17 protein-coding genes and 1 pseudogene are annotated in these 14,838 nt (G+C 71.3%); 15 read left to right on the forward strand and 3 right to left on the reverse strand.

Features of this window, described 5'->3' with window-relative positions:
- Nucleotides 1-28 precede the first annotated feature (28 nt).
- Genes mnmA through gatB form a run of 6 tightly spaced genes read left to right on the forward strand, consistent with a single transcriptional unit; the run spans nt 29 to nt 5,558 of the window.
- Nucleotides 29-1,111, forward strand: coding sequence for a tRNA 2-thiouridine(34) synthase MnmA (gene mnmA, locus BLR46_RS12175; protein ID WP_093252601.1), 1,083 nt, complete (start codon nt 29-31; stop codon nt 1,109-1,111).
- Nucleotides 1,102-2,040, forward strand: a complete 939-nt coding sequence (locus BLR46_RS12180; RefSeq protein ID WP_093252603.1) for a uroporphyrinogen decarboxylase/cobalamine-independent methonine synthase family protein — start codon at nt 1,102-1,104, stop codon at nt 2,038-2,040. Before mnmA ends, BLR46_RS12180 begins: the two co-directional genes overlap by 10 nt.
- 11 nt (nt 2,041-2,051) lie before the next feature.
- A complete protein-coding gene (locus tag BLR46_RS12185; RefSeq protein WP_093252605.1) occupies nt 2,052-2,252 on the forward strand; it encodes a hypothetical protein in 201 nt (66 codons plus the stop codon).
- Between the two features lie 39 nt (nt 2,253-2,291).
- On the forward strand, nt 2,292-2,585 hold the full coding sequence (gene gatC / locus BLR46_RS12190) for an Asp-tRNA(Asn)/Glu-tRNA(Gln) amidotransferase subunit GatC (protein WP_245701682.1): 294 nt from the start codon (nt 2,292-2,294) through the stop codon (nt 2,583-2,585).
- On the forward strand, nt 2,585-4,078 hold the full coding sequence (gene gatA / locus BLR46_RS12195) for an Asp-tRNA(Asn)/Glu-tRNA(Gln) amidotransferase subunit GatA (RefSeq protein WP_093252610.1): 1,494 nt from the start codon (nt 2,585-2,587) through the stop codon (nt 4,076-4,078). The genes gatC and gatA overlap by 1 nt, the downstream gene beginning before the upstream one ends.
- 1 nt (nt 4,079) lies before the next feature.
- Nucleotides 4,080-5,558: an Asp-tRNA(Asn)/Glu-tRNA(Gln) amidotransferase subunit GatB gene (gatB, locus tag BLR46_RS12200; protein WP_425441398.1), complete on the forward strand. Its 1,479-nt coding sequence runs from the start codon at nt 4,080-4,082 to the stop codon at nt 5,556-5,558.
- Between the two features lie 6 nt (nt 5,559-5,564).
- On the opposite strand, the gene BLR46_RS12205 is transcribed toward gatB, so the two are convergent.
- Nucleotides 5,565-6,164 (reverse strand): maleylpyruvate isomerase family mycothiol-dependent enzyme, encoded by a 600-nt coding sequence (locus BLR46_RS12205; protein WP_093252614.1) that lies wholly within the window; start codon nt 6,162-6,164, stop codon nt 5,565-5,567.
- A gap of 32 nt (nt 6,165-6,196) precedes the next feature.
- Here BLR46_RS12205 and hisI point away from each other — a divergent pair, with 32 nt between their 5' ends.
- The 4 genes from hisI to BLR46_RS12225 are packed head-to-tail and all read left to right on the forward strand — an operon-like array spanning nt 6,197 to nt 9,717.
- Nucleotides 6,197-6,508, forward strand: a complete 312-nt coding sequence (gene hisI, locus BLR46_RS12210) for a phosphoribosyl-AMP cyclohydrolase (protein WP_093252615.1) — start codon at nt 6,197-6,199, stop codon at nt 6,506-6,508.
- Nucleotides 6,505-7,980 (forward strand): anthranilate synthase component I, encoded by a 1,476-nt coding sequence (locus BLR46_RS12215; protein WP_245701684.1) that lies wholly within the window; start codon nt 6,505-6,507, stop codon nt 7,978-7,980. The genes hisI and BLR46_RS12215 overlap by 4 nt, the downstream gene beginning before the upstream one ends.
- Complete coding sequence (locus BLR46_RS12220; RefSeq protein ID WP_093252617.1) at nt 7,971-8,351, forward strand: hypothetical protein; 381 nt, start codon at nt 7,971-7,973, stop codon at nt 8,349-8,351. Before BLR46_RS12215 ends, BLR46_RS12220 begins: the two co-directional genes overlap by 10 nt.
- A gap of 46 nt (nt 8,352-8,397) precedes the next feature.
- Nucleotides 8,398-9,717 (forward strand): APC family permease, encoded by a 1,320-nt coding sequence (locus BLR46_RS12225; protein WP_093252620.1) that lies wholly within the window; start codon nt 8,398-8,400, stop codon nt 9,715-9,717.
- Here BLR46_RS12225 and BLR46_RS12230 read toward each other — a convergent pair.
- Entirely contained in the window at nt 9,714-10,577 is an 864-nt protein-coding gene (locus tag BLR46_RS12230) for an HhH-GPD family protein (RefSeq protein WP_245701686.1), read from the reverse strand. The two genes, BLR46_RS12225 and BLR46_RS12230, sit on opposite strands and share 4 nt — an antisense overlap.
- Before the next feature lie 83 nt (nt 10,578-10,660).
- Here BLR46_RS12230 and BLR46_RS12235 point away from each other — a divergent pair, with 83 nt between their 5' ends.
- Genes BLR46_RS12235 through BLR46_RS12255 form a run of 5 tightly spaced genes read left to right on the forward strand, consistent with a single transcriptional unit; the run spans nt 10,661 to nt 14,392 of the window.
- Complete coding sequence (locus BLR46_RS12235; RefSeq protein WP_093252622.1) at nt 10,661-10,864, forward strand: HGxxPAAW family protein; 204 nt, start codon at nt 10,661-10,663, stop codon at nt 10,862-10,864.
- Nucleotides 10,861-11,643, forward strand: a complete 783-nt coding sequence (gene trpC / locus BLR46_RS12240) for an indole-3-glycerol phosphate synthase TrpC (RefSeq protein WP_093252625.1) — start codon at nt 10,861-10,863, stop codon at nt 11,641-11,643. The genes BLR46_RS12235 and trpC overlap by 4 nt, the downstream gene beginning before the upstream one ends.
- Nucleotides 11,644-11,683: 40 nt before the next feature.
- Nucleotides 11,684-12,916, forward strand: coding sequence for a tryptophan synthase subunit beta (gene trpB, locus BLR46_RS12245; RefSeq protein WP_093252628.1), 1,233 nt, complete (start codon nt 11,684-11,686; stop codon nt 12,914-12,916).
- Between the two features lies 1 nt (nt 12,917).
- The gene (gene trpA / locus BLR46_RS12250) at nt 12,918-13,766 is read left to right on the forward strand and encodes a tryptophan synthase subunit alpha (RefSeq protein ID WP_093252630.1); all 849 of its coding nucleotides are present in this window, start codon (nt 12,918-12,920) and stop codon (nt 13,764-13,766) included.
- On the forward strand, nt 13,763-14,392 hold the full coding sequence (locus BLR46_RS12255) for an SCO family protein (protein WP_093252633.1): 630 nt from the start codon (nt 13,763-13,765) through the stop codon (nt 14,390-14,392). Before trpA ends, BLR46_RS12255 begins: the two co-directional genes overlap by 4 nt.
- 24 nt (nt 14,393-14,416) lie before the next feature.
- Here BLR46_RS12255 and BLR46_RS15120 read toward each other — a convergent pair.
- Nucleotides 14,417-14,838, reverse strand: a pseudogene (locus BLR46_RS15120) (hypothetical protein); the annotation flags it as partial.

Raw genomic sequence — 14,838 nt, forward strand, 5'->3', positions numbered from 1 at the left:
TAGACTCGCCAGCCGGAAGGAGGGCGCCATGCGAGTGTTGGCCGCGATGAGCGGGGGCGTCGATTCGGCGGTCGCCGCGGCCCGGATGGTGGCGCAGGGCCACGACGTGACAGGCGTGCACCTGGCGCTGTCGAAGAACCCCGAGAGCTACCGCTCCGGGGCGCGCGGCTGCTGCTCGCTCGAGGACTCCCATGACGCCCGCCGGGTGGCGGACAAGCTCGACATCCCGTTCTACGTGTGGGACTTCGCCCAGGAGTTCCACCGCGACGTCGTAGAGGACTTCGTGGCCGAGTACGCGGCCGGCCGCACACCGAACCCCTGCCTGCGGTGCAACGAGAAGATCAAGTTCGCCGCGGTGCTGGAGCGCGGCATGAAGCTCGGTTTCGACGCGGTCGCCACCGGCCACTACGCCCGGCTGGAGCGGCGCGCCGACGGCAGGGTCACGCTGCACCGGGCGGCCGACGCAGCCAAGGACCAGTCGTACGTGCTCGGCATGCTGAACCAGGAGCAGTTGGCCCACTGCCTCTTCCCCCTCAACGACGTGGAGAAGCCGGTCGTCCGGCAGGAGGCCCGCGAGCTCGGGCTCGGGGTCGCGAAGAAGCCGGACAGCCACGACATCTGCTTCATCCCGGACGGGGACACGCAGGGCTTCCTCGGCAAGCACCTGGGGGAGCAGCGCGGCAGCATCGTGGACGCGGAGGGCGCGGTGCTCGGCGAGCACAGGGGCCACCACCGCTACACGGTCGGCCAGCGCAAGGGGCTCGACCTGAAGGTCCCGGCACCCGCGGGCAATCCCCGCTACGTGCTGAGGATCGAGCCCAAGTCGAACACCGTCGTCGTGGGCTCCAGGGAGGAGCTCGCCGTGCGGGAACTGCGCGCGATCCGCCCGACGTGGACGCTCGATCCCGTCCCCGGCCCATGGCGGGGCGAGGCGCAGTTCCGCGCCCACGGGACGCCCATGGCCGCCGAGATCGAGGTGGTGGGCGAGGAACTCCTCGTCAGGTTCGACGAGGCGGCCTCCGGCGTGGCGCCCGGGCAGACCGTCGTGACCTACGACGGCGACCGCGTGGTGGGCAGCGCGGTGATCGCGGAGGCGCGCGGATGCGGGTGACGGCCGGCGGTTCGCTGCCGGGAGCCGACTTCCGGGGCGCCCTGACCGCGATGACCGAGGCCCTCCCCGAACTGACGCCGTGGCCGGAGCTCCCTGCCCGGGGCCCCGGGTCCGCGATGATCGGGCGCGCCCTCGGCCTCATCGACGGACTCGCCTTCGACCTCCAGCCGGCCGGGTGGCGCCTCACCGACCACGGCGACGCGCAGCACCGGCGCGCCCGGGCGGCCTGGCGCCGGGACCTGGACGACGCCGAGGAACTGCTGCAGGGCTTCGAGGGGACGCTGAAGGTCGCGGTCGCCGGCCCGTGGACCCTGACCGCCGCCGTCGAACGACCCACGGGCGACAAGCTGCTCGCCGACCGGGGCGCGCGTCGCGAACTGGGGGAGGCACTGCTCGAGGGGGTGGAGGGGCTGCGTACCGACCTGGCACGCAGGCTCCCCGGCGTCGAGGTGGCGTGGCAGGTCGACGAGCCCGCCCTCGTCGCCGTCCGCGAGGGGAGGGTGCCGACGGCCTCCGGTTTCTCCAGGCACCGCAGCGTCGACGACGCGGAACTCCGCGACGGCCTCGCCCCCTTCGCGGGTGCGCTCCTGCACTGCTGCGCGGGCGGCCGCTGGCTCGACGTCGCAGAGCGCGCGGGCTTCACCGCGGCCTACGTGGACGCGGCGCTCGTCGACCTCGACGAGGTGGGCGACTGGTTGGACCGGGGACGGTCGCTCGTGCTGGGGGTCGTCGACACCGCCTCGGCGGAGCGGCAACCGGCGGACCGGCTCGTCGACAACGCCCGGCGGGTCACCCGGGAGGTGGGGGTGACGGACGCGCTCGCCCTCGGCACCGCCTGCGGGATGGCGGGCTGGTCGCAGGCCGACGTGACGTGGCAGCTTGAGCAACTGCGTCGCGCGGCGGAGCTCGTCTCGCAGGACCGGGGCTAGACTCGGCCGACATGGGACTGTTCTCCGACCTGGACCTGAGCGGCGACGCCCCGCTGCGCGCACGCCCCGTGTTCGGGCGAGGCCCCCGGCAGGTGCACTCGACGAGGTTCAAGCGCATGATGCGCGTCGTCGTGCCGATCGTCTCGGTGGCGATCGCGGTCGGGCTCTTCTTCCTCGGGCGCATGTTCTACCTCATGCTCACCGGCCAGTAGGCTTCCCCAAGACATCAACCCCTTTGAAGGAGCGCAATCGTGGCTGTCACGCCCGAAGACATCGCGCGGCTGGCGGGTCTTGCGCGCATCCAGCTCTCTGAGCAGGAGTGCCGCGACCTGGCGCCGGAGATCGACGTGATCCTGGAGTCCATGGCGAAGGTCGGCGAGGTAGCCGGCGACGACGTGGCCCTCACCACGCACGCGGTGCCGCGCACCAACGTGTTCCGCGCCGACGAGGTCCGCCCCAGCCTGACCCCCGAGCAGGCGCTGTCCGGGGCACCGGCGGCGGAGGACAACCGCTTCCGCGTACCGGCGATCCTGAGCGAGGACTGATGCTGATCACGAAGTCCGCGGCCGAGCTCGGCCGCCTCATCGCCGCCCGTGAGGCGTCGAGCGTGGAGGTCACCACTGCCTTCCTCGACCGCATCGACGAGCTCAACCCGACGCTCAACGCCTTCCTCCACGTCGACCGCGAGGGTGCGCTGGCAGCAGCCCGGGCGATCGACGAGCGCATCGCCGCGGGCGAGCAGATGGGCCCGCTGGCCGGCGTCCCGATCGGCGTGAAGGACAACTTCTGCACCGTCGACATGCCCACCACTTGCGGGTCGAGGATGCTCGAGGGCTGGGTGCCCCCGTACGACTCGACCGTGGTCCGCCGCCTCCGCGAGGCCGGTCTGGTGATCGTCGGCAAGACCAACATGGACGAGTTCGCCATGGGATCGTCGACTGAGACGTCCGCCTTCGGGCCCTCGCGCAACCCCTGGGACACCGACCGCATCCCGGGTGGCTCGGGCGGCGGCTCGTCGGCGGCGGTAGCGGCGCACCTGGTGCCGCTCGCCCTGGGCTCGGACACCGGCGGCTCCATCCGCCAGCCCGCCGCGGTGACCGGCACCGTCGGCATCAAGCCCACCTACGGCGGCGTCTCCCGCTACGGGGTCGTGGCGATGGCCTCCTCGCTCGACCAGCCGGGGCCGTGCGCGCGCACCGTCACCGACGCGGCGCTGCTGCACGAGGTGATCGCCGGCCACGACGACATGGACGCCACGTCGCTCGACCTCGACCACTCCGGGCTGGTGGACGCGGCCGCCACCGATGACCTCACGGGTCTGAGGGTCGGCATCGTCGACGAGTTCCGCGGCGAGGGCTACGACGAGGGCGTGATGGCGCGCTTCGACGAGGCCGTACGCAGGCTCGAGGCGCTCGGCGCAGAGGTGGTGACGATCAGTTGCCCGGCGTTCACCTACGCGCTGCCGGCCTACTACCTGATCCAGCCGGCGGAGCTGTCGAGCAACCTCGCCCGTTTCGACGGGATGCGCTACGGGCTCCGCGCCGGCGACGACGGCACGAGGTCGGCCGAGGAGGTGATGAGCCTGAGCCGCGAGGCCGGCTTCGGCAAGGAGGCCAAGCGCCGCATCATCATCGGCACGTACGCGCTGTCCGCGGGCTACGCGGACCAGTACTACGGCCAGGCGCAGAAGGTCCGCACGCTGATCATCGAGGACTTCCGCGCCGCGTTCGAGCGGTGCGACGTGCTCGTCTCGCCCACCACGCCCACGACGGCGTTCCGGATCGGCGAGCGCGTCGCCGACCCGATGGCGATGTACATGGCGGACCTCTGCACGATCCCGTCGAACCTCGCCGGCAACGCGTCGGCGTCGTTCCCGATCGGGCTCTCCGACGACGGGCTGCCCGTCGGCCTGCAGGTGATAGCCCCGACGATGGAGGACACGCGCCTGTACCGCGTGGGCGGCGCGCTGGAACGCGACCTCGAGGCCGAGTGGGGCGGGTCGCTGCTCGACCGGGCCCCGGAAGCGAAGGGTGAGTGACGTGGACTTCGACACGGTGCTGGAGAAGTACGAACCGGCGATCGGGCTCGAGGTGCACGTCGAGCTCAACACGGCTACCAAGATGTTCTGCGGCTGCGCGAACGAGTTCGGGTCCGAGCCGAACACGAACACGTGCCCGGTGTGTCTGGGCCTGCCCGGCTCACTGCCGAGCATCAACGGGCGCGCGGTGGAGTCGGCGATCAGGCTGGGCCTCGCGCTCAACTGCGACATCGCGCAGTGGTGCCGCATGGCGCGGAAGAACTATTTCTACCCCGACATGACGAAGAACTTCCAGACGAGCCAGTACGACGAGCCGATCGCATTCGACGGCTGGGTGGAGTTGGACGTCGACGGCGAGACCTACCGGGTGGAGATCGAGCGCGCCCACATGGAGGAGGACGCGGGCAAGTCGGTGCACGCCGGTACCTCGGGCCGCATCCACGACGCCTCGTACTCGCTGATGGACTACAACCGAGCGGGCGTGCCGCTGATCGAGATCGTCACGAGGCCGATCACGGGCGCGGGCGAGAAGGCGCCGGCCGTGGCCAGGGCCTACGTGGCCCACCTGCGCGAACTGGTCAAGGCGCTCGACATCTCGGACGCTCGCATGGAGCAGGGGTCGCTTCGCTGTGACGCCAACGTGTCCATCGCGCCGCTCGGCGCGGCCGGGTTGGGCACCCGCACCGAGACGAAGAACGTCAACTCGCTGCGCTCGGTGGAGCGGGCGGTCCGCTACGAGATCGTCCGTCAGGCGGAGGTCCTGGAGTCCGGGCAGCCGGTCGTGCAGGAGACGCGCCACTTCCACGAGTCGACGGGCACCACCAGTTCCGGGCGGCCCAAGTCGGACGCCGACGACTACCGCTACTTCGCGGAGCCCGACCTGCTGCCGATCGCCCCGAGCCGCGAATGGGTGGAGGAGTTGCGCGCGACGCTGCCCGAGCCGCCGGCCCAGCGCCGGGCACGGCTGCAGACGGACTGGGGCTTCAGCGACATCGACTTCCTGGGCATCGTCTCCGCGGGGGCGCTCGGTCTGGTGGAGGAGACGGTGGCCGCCGGGGCGACCCCGGCGACGGCACGCAAGTGGTGGGTCTCCGAGCTGTCCCGCCGGGCCAACGAGTCGGGCGTGGAGCTCGACGAGCTGGCCATCACCCCGGCGCAGGTCGCGGCGGTGCAGGCGCTCGTCGACCAGGGGATCGTCAACGACAAGCTCGCTCGACAGGTCATCGACGGTGTCCTCGCCGGCGAGGGCGAGCCGGCCGAGGTCGTGGAGCGGCGCGGACTGGTCGTCGTCTCCGACACGGGTGCGCTGTCCGCCGCCGTCGACGAGGCGATCGCGGCCAACCCGGGCGTCGCCGACAAGATCCGCGACGGCAAGGTGCAGGCGGCAGGTGCCCTCATCGGACAGGTGATGAAGGCCATGAAGGGCCAGGCGGACGCCGCCAAGGTCCGGGAGCTGATCCTCGAGAAGCTCGCCGGCTGACCGGGATCAGAGCCCGCGCAAGGACTCCCGGTAGCGGTCGACGTCGTCGCCGGTGACGACGACGTCGGCCTCCCTGCCAGAGAAGTGCAGCACGAGCTCGTTCGCGGGGCCCTCCACGTAGATGGTGCGGGAGCCCTTGCCGAATCGGCGCGGCGACCCGCCCGTCGGGGTGACGACGAGGCGGTGGTCGGACTCCAGCTGCGCCTTCTTGGCGAGGGCGAAGGCGACCTTCTCCAGGCCGCGGACCTCACCGTCGCTGAGCTCCACCTTCTCGCCCCGCGGTCGGCGCACGTCCTCGTGGTGGACGTACCACTCGACCCCGTTCACCAGCGGGTCGAGGGGCGCCATGTACCAGCTCGGCGACTCGAGGTCCTCGAGGATCGGCAGGTAGCCCTTCGCGTGGAGCGCGTGGCGCTGCATGCGCTCCGTCACATTGGAGAGCGCCTTGATGCCGATGCCCGGGAGCGCGGCGGGCTTGTGCTCGCGGATCCAGAGGTGGGCGGCGAGGTCCTGGGTCTGCCAACCCTCGCAGGCGGTCTCGGCGAACGGGCCGACCTCCCGGAGCAGGTCGACGAGCTGGGCGCGCTGGCGGCGGGCGAAAGTCATGGGGCCCAGCGTACCTGCGGTTAAATGGGGCCATGCCCGACATCAAGTTCAACGACCAGGGGCTCGTGCCCGCGATCGCCCAGGAGGCCACCACCGGCGAGGTGCTGATGATGGCCTGGATGAATGAGGAGGCGCTGCGCGCCACGCTGGAGACCGGGCGGGCGACGTACTGGTCGCGCAGCCGCGACGAGCTGTGGGTCAAGGGGGACACGTCGGGCCACAGCCAGGAAGTGGTGGAGGTGCTCGTCGACTGCGACGGTGACACCGTCCTCGTGAAGGTCAACCAGACGGGTGCGGCGTGCCACACCGGCAACCGCACGTGCTTCTTCCAGGAGCTCTCGTGATCAGCGCCGACGAGTTCGCGCGGCTCGCGCAGCGGCGCAGGGTCATCCCGGTCCACACGAAGATGATCGCCGACGACCTCACTCCGGTGGCGCTCTACGACCAGCTGTGTGGCGGTCGCGAGAACACCTTCCTGCTCGAATCGGCCGAGGCGGGGGTGATCAGCCGTTACTCGATCATCGGGGTGCGCTCCGACGCGGTGCTCACGTCCCGCGACGGCGAGGCGCGGTGGACGGGGAGGGAACTCGCGGACCTGCCCGCCGAGGGCGACCCGCTCGACGTCCTCCGGCAGACGCTCGCGGAGCTGGCCACGGAGCCCGACCCGGAGCTGCCGTCCTTCCACGCCGGGCTCGTCGGCTTCCTCGGCTACGACATCGTGAGGCGTCTCGAGCACCTGCCGAGCGACACCGTCGACGACCTCGGGCTGCCGGAGCTGCTCTTCCTCCTGACGAGCGAGGTGGCGGTCCTCGACCACCAGCTCGGGGAGCTGTGGCTCATCGCGAACGCGATCAACTGGGACAACTCACCCGACCGGGTCGAGAGGGCCTACGAGCAGGCGGTCGCGGCGATCGAGCGGATGAAGCAGCGGGTGCTCGAACCCCGCCGGCCGCTCACCGCCTTCCCCGGGGAACGCCGGACCCCGGACGTGCGGCGCCAGCGGACCTCGGAGGAGTTCTGCGGACTGGTGCGGGAGGCGCAGGAGGAGATCAAGGCGGGGGAGGCGTTCCAGATCGTCGTCTCGCAGCGCTTCGACATCCCGACGAAGGCCGCCCCCTTCGACATCTACCGCGCCCTGCGCGTGACCAACCCGAGTCCCTACATGTACTACCTCGCGCTGGACGGGTTCTCGGTCGTCGGCGCCTCACCGGAGGCACTCGTCACCGTCCACGGCGACGTGGTGACCACGCGCCCCATCGCCGGCTCCCGGCCGCGGGGCGCGACCCCGGACCAGGACAAGGCGCTCGCCGACGAGTTGCAGGCCGACGAGAAGGAGCGCGCCGAGCACATCATGCTCGTGGACCTCGGCCGCAACGACCTGGGCCGGATCTCCCGGCCCGGGACGGTCGTCGTCGAGGAGTTCCTCAACGTGCACCGCTACTCCCACATCATGCACCTGGAGGCGGCGGTCACCGGCTCGCTGCGGGAGGACCGCTCGGCCCTCGACGCGGTGCTCGCCTGCTTCCCGGCCGGCACGCTGTCGGGCGCGCCGAAGGTGCGGGCGATGGAGATCATCGAGCGTCTCGAGCTCACCCGCCGCGGCGTCTACGGCGGCGTCGTCGGCTACTTCGACTTCGCGGGGAACGCGGACGTGGCGATCGCGATCCGCAGCGCCGTGGTGAAGGACGGTGTGGCGCACGTCCAGTCGGGGGCGGGCATCGTCAAGGACTCGGTGCCGGAACTCGAGGACGCCGAGTGCGCCCACAAGGCCCGGGCTGTCGTGACCGCGGTGGAGAAGGCGGAGTCGTGGCGCTGACGCGCCGCTGGCCGGCCACGCTGGCCGGCGCGACGGGTGCGCTCGTGGCCGGCATCGGGGGCAACGCGGCGGAGTCGGCGGCCGTCTCCGGCGTGGGCTGGGCCGCGGTGGCCGGCGTCGCGCTGTCCCTCATGCTGCACAGCTGGGGCCTTCGGGTCATCGGGGCGCTCGTCGTCCTGCTCGCCGTGCTCGGCGCCGTCCTGGCGTTCCTGTCCGAGCCGTGGTTCGTCCTCGCCTTCCTCGTCGTGGCGCTCTCCGGCGTGGTGATCGCGCTCCGCGGGCCCGGATGGGCGAGCACGCGGCGTCGCCGGGAGCCGGCCGACGACCCCTGGAAGCGGATGGACGCGGGGGAGGACCCCACCCTCCCCTGACCCGGCGGGGCTGCTGCGACCCGCTGCGGGCCTAGCCTTGCGCTCCATGACCACTTCGACCACGACCACGCCGCTGCGCAGGGCTGTCACCACGCCCTCGCTCTTCCTGTTCATCCTCGGCGACGTGCTCGGCGCCGGGGTCTACATCCTCATCGGCACCATCGCCGCGACCTCCGGGGGCGCGGTGTGGGTGCCCCTGATCGTCGCGCTGCTCATGGTGCTGCTGACCGCCGGGTCGTACGCGGAACTCGCGACCAAGTACCCGCGGGCCGGCGGGTCGTCGCACTATGCGAAGCGGGCCTTCGGACCGTTCGTGGGGTTCCTCGTCGGCTTCTGCATGCTGGCCGCCGGCATCGTCTCCGTGGGTGCGCTGGCGCTCGGGTTCGCCGGCGACTACCTGGGCGAGTTCCTGACCGCGCCGGTGCGGATCACGGTCGCGGTCTTCCTGCTCCTGCTGGCCGCGCTCAACGCGTACGGCATCCGCGAGTCGATGTGGGTCAACATGGTGGCCACCGTGATCGAGGTGGGCGGCCTGCTGCTGGTAATCGTCGTCGGCGCGCTCGTCATCGCGAGGGGCGACGGGGACCCGTCGCGTCTCGTGCAACTCGGCACCGCCACCGACGGCCCGGTCACCGCGGTGCTCGCCGGCACGGTGCTGGCCTACTACTCCTACGTCGGGTTCGAGACGTCGGTGAACGTCGCGGAGGAGGCGAATGACCCGAGCCGGTCCTACCCCCGAGCCCTGTTCGGCGCGCTGGTCGTCGCCGGGCTGGTCTACGTCGGTGTGGGCGTCGCGGCGAGCGCGGTCATCCCGACGTCGGAGTTGGCCGCGTCCTCGGGGCCGTTGCTGGAGGTGGTCCGGGCCGCCGGGGGCGTGCCACCCGTCGTGTTCTCCGTGATCGCTCTCGTGGCGGTCGGCAACGGCGCGCTCCTCACGGGCATCATGACCTCGCGACTGACGTACGGGATGAGCCGCGACGGGCTGCTGCCCGGCTTCCTGAGCCGGGTGCTCCCGAACCGGCGCACGCCGTGGACGGCCATCCTCGTCACCACGGCGCTCTCGCTGGTCCTCGCGCTCATCGGCTCCATCGAGGTGCTCGCCTCGACGCTGGTGCTGCTCCTTCTCGTGGTGTTCATCGCGGTCAACGCGGTGGTCCTCGTCCTGCGCCGGGACCACGTCGAGCACGTCCACTTCCGGGTGCCGCGGGTGCTGCCCGTGCTCGGAATCGCGAGCTGTCTGCTGCTGGCGACGCAGATCGAGGCCGAGACGTGGCAGTTCGGGCTCCCGCTGCTCGCCGCCGGTGCCCTCTTCGCGGCGGTGGCGCACTTCCGGCTCCGCCGCGGCGGGGCACGGCAGTCGGGCTAGGGGAGCCGGAGGGAACCCTCCTCCTCGACCGCCAGGCCGTCGGCTACGAGGCCGGCGATCGCCCGCTCGCGCTGGTCTTCGGACGCCCAGACGAAGCGCAACTCCGGACGGGGGACCGCGTGGTCGGCGGCCCGCAGCGCGGCCATGATGCGTCCGCGCGCCTGCCGGTCGCTGCCCTCGAACCGCGGCTGGCTGGTGCGCCTCGACGGCGCGTTGTCGGGGCGGCCGGCCCGCAGCCAGGCGCAGCTGCCCGCCAGGGGGCAGCGGTCGCACGCCGGGGAGCGGGAGGTGCAGACCAGGGCGCCCAGCTCCATCAGGGCGGCGCTCACCAGGGCGGCGCGCTCCTCGTCGGATGGGAGGAGTGCCTCCGTCTCGGCCAGGTCCCGCCGACGGGGATGACCCTGGTTGGCGAGCCCGTGACGGTAACGCGCGACCACGCGGCGCACGTTGGTGTCGACGACCGGGTGCCGTCGCCGGAAGTGGAACACCGCGACCGCGCGTGCGGTGTACTCCCCGACGCCGGGCAGGGCGAGCAGCGCGTCCACGTCGGGCGGCACCTCGCCGGCATGCTTCTCGACGATGACGCGCGCCGCCTGCTGGAGGCGCACTGCCCGGCGGGGATAGCCCAGGTTGCCCCAGCGGCGCAGGATCTCGGCGGTCGGAGCGGCCGCGAAGGCCGCCGGCGTCGGCCAGGCCTCCAACCATGAGTCGATCTCGGCGGCGACGCGCGACGCCTGCGTCTGCTGGAGCATGATCTCGCTCAGCAACGCACCCCAGGCGGAGAAGTCGGGGCGGCGCCACGGCAGGTCGCGGGCCTCGGCGGCGTACCAAGGGGCCAGTTCGGGATACAGGTCTGACACGGCGACAAGACTAGGCTGACCGCACGGTGCGATTCACGATAGTGTTTCGCCCGAATGCCCACGTCTTCGAGGAAGGGACTCAGATGGCTACTCCCAGGTACTACCATCACGGCGGCAGCCCCGCGGCATGGACGGGGTCGGCAGTGTGCGCGCTCGGCTTCATCATCGTCACCATCGGCATCTTCATGGGGCCGAACTGGGTGGTCATCGGGGTCGGTGGCGCGGTGGTGCTGCTGGGGATCATCGCCACGGTCGTGATGAAGGCCATGGGCCTGGGCCAGCCGTGACCGTGCTGGAGTCGATCGTCGCCGGGGTCCGAGAGGACCTCGACCGGCGTCGTGCCCGCGTTCCGCTGAGCGAGCTCGAGGCCGCGCTCGACGACCTGCGTCCCACGCTGGACCCCATGCCGCACTTCCGCGGCGGCGACCTCTCGGTCATCGCCGAGGTGAAGCGTCGCTCGCCCTCGAAGGGCGACCTGGCCGACATCCAGGACCCTGCCGCGCTCGCCCACAGCTATGCCGAGGGTGGGGCCGCGGCCATCTCCGTCCTCACCGAGGAGCGCCGGTTCGGTGGCTCGCTCGCCGACCTCGACGCCGTCCGCGCGCGCGTCGGGATCCCTGTCCTGCGCAAGGACTTCATGGTCGACGAGTACCAGTTCCTGGAGGCCAGGGTCCACGGTGCAGACCTGGTGCTGCTCATCGTCGCCTCGCTGACGGACGCGGAACTCACTCGGTTCCTCGGGCTGGCCTCGGACCTCGGCCTGACGCCGCTGGTCGAGGTGCACACAGAGGAGGAGGTCGACCGGGCGCTCGCGTCGGGGGCCGAGCTCATCGGCGTGAACAACCGGGACCTCAAGACCCTCGACGTGGACCTCGCCAACTTCGGCCGGCTGGCCGCACGCATCGGCGACGGCGTCGTCCGCGTGGCCGAGTCAGGCATCTTCACGCCGGCGGATGCCGCCAAGGTACGCGACGAGGGGGCCGACGCCATCCTCGTCGGGGAGGCGCTGGTGCGCCACGGCGACCCCGAGCGCGCCGTCGCCGCGCTCGCGTCCGCTGCCCGGTAGAAGTCGGGCGCCCTTCCGCGGGGGCGATAGGCTGAACCGCATGACTTCCTATCCCGACGCCAAGGGGCACTTCGGCCGTTTCGGTGGCCGTTTCGTCCCCGAAGCGCTGCAGGCGGCCTTGTCCGAGCTCGAGAAGGCGTTCGCCGACGCCCAGGCGGATCCGAGCTTCGGCGAGGAACTCCGTCGGCTCCAGCGCGACTACTCCGGGCGGCCCACCCCGATCACGGTCGCCGACGGCTTCTCGAAGCACGCCGGCAACGCGCGCATCTACCTCAAGCGCGAGGACCTCAACCACACGGGCGCGCACAAGATCAACAACGTCCTCGGGCAGGCCCTGCTCACGAAGCGGATGGGGAAGACCCGCGTCATCGCCGAGACGGGCGCCGGCCAGCACGGCGTCGCCACCGCCACCGCCGCCGCGCTGATGGGGCTCGAGTGCCGCGTCTACATGGGTGAGGTCGACACCAAGCGTCAGGCGCTGAACGTCGCCCGCATGCAGCTGCTCGGCGCCGAGGTGTACGCGGTGGCCGCGGGCTCCCGCACCCTCAAGGACGCCATGAACGAGGCGATGCGCGACTGGGTGACCACGGTCGACACCACGCACTACCTCATCGGCACCGTCGGGGGACCGCACCCCTTCCCGTACCTGGTCCGCGAGTTGCAGCGGGTGATATCCACCGAGTCCCGGGCGCAGATGCTCGAGGCCCACGATGGGCTCCCCGACTACGTCGTCGCCTGCGTCGGCGGCGGATCGAACGCCATCGGCCAGTTCTACGACTTCATCCCCGACGAGGAGGTCGCGCTGGTCGGTTTCGAGGCCGGCGGCGAGGGCATCGCGTCGGGCCGCCACTCGGCCACCATCACCGAGGGGACGACGGGCGTGCTCCACGGCGCCCGCACCTTCGTGCTGCAGGACGCCGACGGGCAGACGATCGAATCCCACTCGATCTCCGCGGGGCTCGACTATCCGGGCGTCGGTCCCGAGCATGCGTGGCTGGCCGACACCGGCCGGGCCAGCTACGAGGTCGTGACGGACGAGGAGGCCATGGAGGCCTTCAAGCTGCTCAGCCGGACGGAGGGCATCATCCCGGCGATCGAGTCGGCGCACGCCCTCGCCGGAGCGCTGCGGATCGGACGACGGATCGCGGAGGAGGACCCCAACGCGCGTCCGCGCATCCTCGTCTGTCTCTCCGGCCGCGGGGACAAGGACACCGGCACGGCCTTCGACTGGTTCAAGTTGAGCGGCCAGCCCGATCACGTAGTGGGAGCATGACATGAGCCAGTTCGATTCCGCGGAACGTCTCGGGCGTTCCGGCCAGGTCGTCGCGCGCTGCCTCGACGAGGGCCGACCCGCCTTCGTGGGCTACTACAGCGTCGGTTTCCCGGGCGTCGACGCCTCCCTCGAGGCGATGAAGGCCATCGTCGAGGGCGACGAGGGGCGCGGCGCCGACATCGTCGAGATCGGCATGCCGTACTCCGATCCGCTGATGGACGGTCTCGTCATCCAGCGGGCCAACACCAAGGCGCTCGCCCGTGGCGTGCACACGAAGCACGCGTTGCAGGCGGTGGAGGCGGTCGCCCGGCTCGGCGCGATGCCCATGGTCATGACCTACTGGAACGTCATCGAGGCGTACGGGGTCGACGCGTTCGCCCGCGACCTGGCCGCGGCCGGAGGCGGGGGGGTGATCACGCCGGACTTGCCCGCGGACGACTGCCCCGAGTGGATTGAGGCGACCGACAAGCACGGCACCGACCGGATCTTCCTCATCGCCCCCTCGTCGAGCGAGGAGCGCCTGCGGATGACGATGCAGGCCTCGCGCGGTTGGGTCTACGCAACCAGCGTGATGGGCGTCACGGGCGCCCGCGCGCAGACGTCCGACGCCGGGCCGGTCATCGTCGAGCGCGCCCGCAAGGCGGACCCGACGATCCCCGTCGGCATCGGCCTCGGCGTCTCGAACGGGGACCAGGCGGCGGAGATCGGCAGCTACGCCGATCTGGTCATCGTCGGCTCGGCCCTGATCAGCTGCATGAAGTCGGACGGCAACGACATGGCCACCGATCTGTCCGCGCTCCGTAGGCTCTCCGGGGAGATCGCTTCGGGCGTGGAGAGGAGTCGTGCGTGATTCACCGCAGGCACTTGCTGTCGGGTGCTCTGGCGCTGCCGTTGTTGGCGGCGTGCGCCAGGGATGAGGAACCGGCGGCGTCGCTGGGCGGCCCCGTCGACAACGACGGGTTCCACGGCACGGTCCTCCAGGACGGCTGGGAGTTGCCCGACGTCGAACTCATCGACCAGGACGGGCAGCCGTTCAACCTCCGCGCCGGCTGGGAGACCAAGGCCATCGCGCTGTTCTTCGGCTACCTCAACTGCCCCGACGTGTGCCCAGGAATCATGGCCGACATGGCGACGGCTCGTCGTCGCCTCCCGGCCGACGAGGCCGACCAGATCACGCCCGTCGTCATCACCACCGATCCCGCTCGGGACACGCCCGAGGCGCTGAAGGAGTACCTGTCGAGGGTCGACGACAAGTTCGTCGGTCTCACCGGCGACCTCGACCTGATCACCCAGATCGGCCAGGGGCTCGGCGTCGCGATCGAGCAGGGCAAGCAGCTGCCCAGCGGCGGCTATGAGGTGGACCATTCCACCCAGATCCTCGGCGTCGGGGAGGACCGCAGGGTCAAGGTCGTGTGGACCACGCTGGGTCTGGATGTGACGCACCTGCGTGAGGACTACTCCCGCCTCGTCGCCTGACCGCGTGTGGACAGCGTCGCCCGGTCAGGCGGCGGCGTTGGTGAGGGTGTGTTGGGCGATGGCCCAGGCGATGAGTTCGGGCTGGAGCGGTTGGTCCGAGGTGGGATCGCTGGGCGGCGGATCCTCCCAGGGATCCGGCTCATGTTCGATGCTCCATGGCGAGGGCCGCGGTGGTGGGGTGCCGATTCTGGTGGTGCCGGTGGCGGTGACGAGGTATTCGTAGCCGGCGGGGGAGCGCCAGTGGAACACGCCGGGTTCGGGTTGCGTGAGTCGCCAGCCGCCGTGGGTCTTCGCCCGGTGGCTACGACGCGACAGGGGGCCGAGGTTGTGCATGCCGGTCTGGCCTCGGGTTTGGCCGTCGAACCGGTAAGGCTCGGTGTGATCCAAATCGCATCCGCGGGCCGGGCGGGTGCCGTAGGGGAACACGTCGACCGGGTTGCGGACCT

The sequence above is a fragment of the Tessaracoccus oleiagri genome (assembly GCF_900103275.1).
Lineage (GTDB): Bacteria > Actinomycetota > Actinomycetes > Propionibacteriales > Propionibacteriaceae > Arachnia > Arachnia oleiagri.

What these genes read in the sequence shown, in the direction of transcription:
- BLR46_RS12205 (WP_093252614.1), bottom strand. Translation starts at nt 6,164, where the DNA reads ATGACTTTCGCCCGCCGCCAGCGCGCCCAGCTCGTCGACCTGCTCCGG.
- trpA (WP_093252630.1), top strand. Translation starts at nt 12,918, where the DNA reads ATGAGCCAGTTCGATTCCGCGGAACGTCTCGGGCGTTCCGGCCAGGTC.
- BLR46_RS12185 (WP_093252605.1), top strand. Translation starts at nt 2,052, where the DNA reads ATGGGACTGTTCTCCGACCTGGACCTGAGCGGCGACGCCCCGCTGCGC.
- BLR46_RS12235 (WP_093252622.1), top strand. Translation starts at nt 10,661, where the DNA reads ATGGCTACTCCCAGGTACTACCATCACGGCGGCAGCCCCGCGGCATGG.
- mnmA (WP_093252601.1), top strand. Translation starts at nt 29, where the DNA reads ATGCGAGTGTTGGCCGCGATGAGCGGGGGCGTCGATTCGGCGGTCGCC.
- hisI (WP_093252615.1), top strand. Translation starts at nt 6,197, where the DNA reads ATGCCCGACATCAAGTTCAACGACCAGGGGCTCGTGCCCGCGATCGCC.
- BLR46_RS12180 (WP_093252603.1), top strand. Translation starts at nt 1,102, where the DNA reads ATGCGGGTGACGGCCGGCGGTTCGCTGCCGGGAGCCGACTTCCGGGGC.
- trpB (WP_093252628.1), top strand. Translation starts at nt 11,684, where the DNA reads ATGACTTCCTATCCCGACGCCAAGGGGCACTTCGGCCGTTTCGGTGGC.
- gatA (WP_093252610.1), top strand. Translation starts at nt 2,585, where the DNA reads ATGCTGATCACGAAGTCCGCGGCCGAGCTCGGCCGCCTCATCGCCGCC.
- BLR46_RS12225 (WP_093252620.1), top strand. Translation starts at nt 8,398, where the DNA reads ATGACCACTTCGACCACGACCACGCCGCTGCGCAGGGCTGTCACCACG.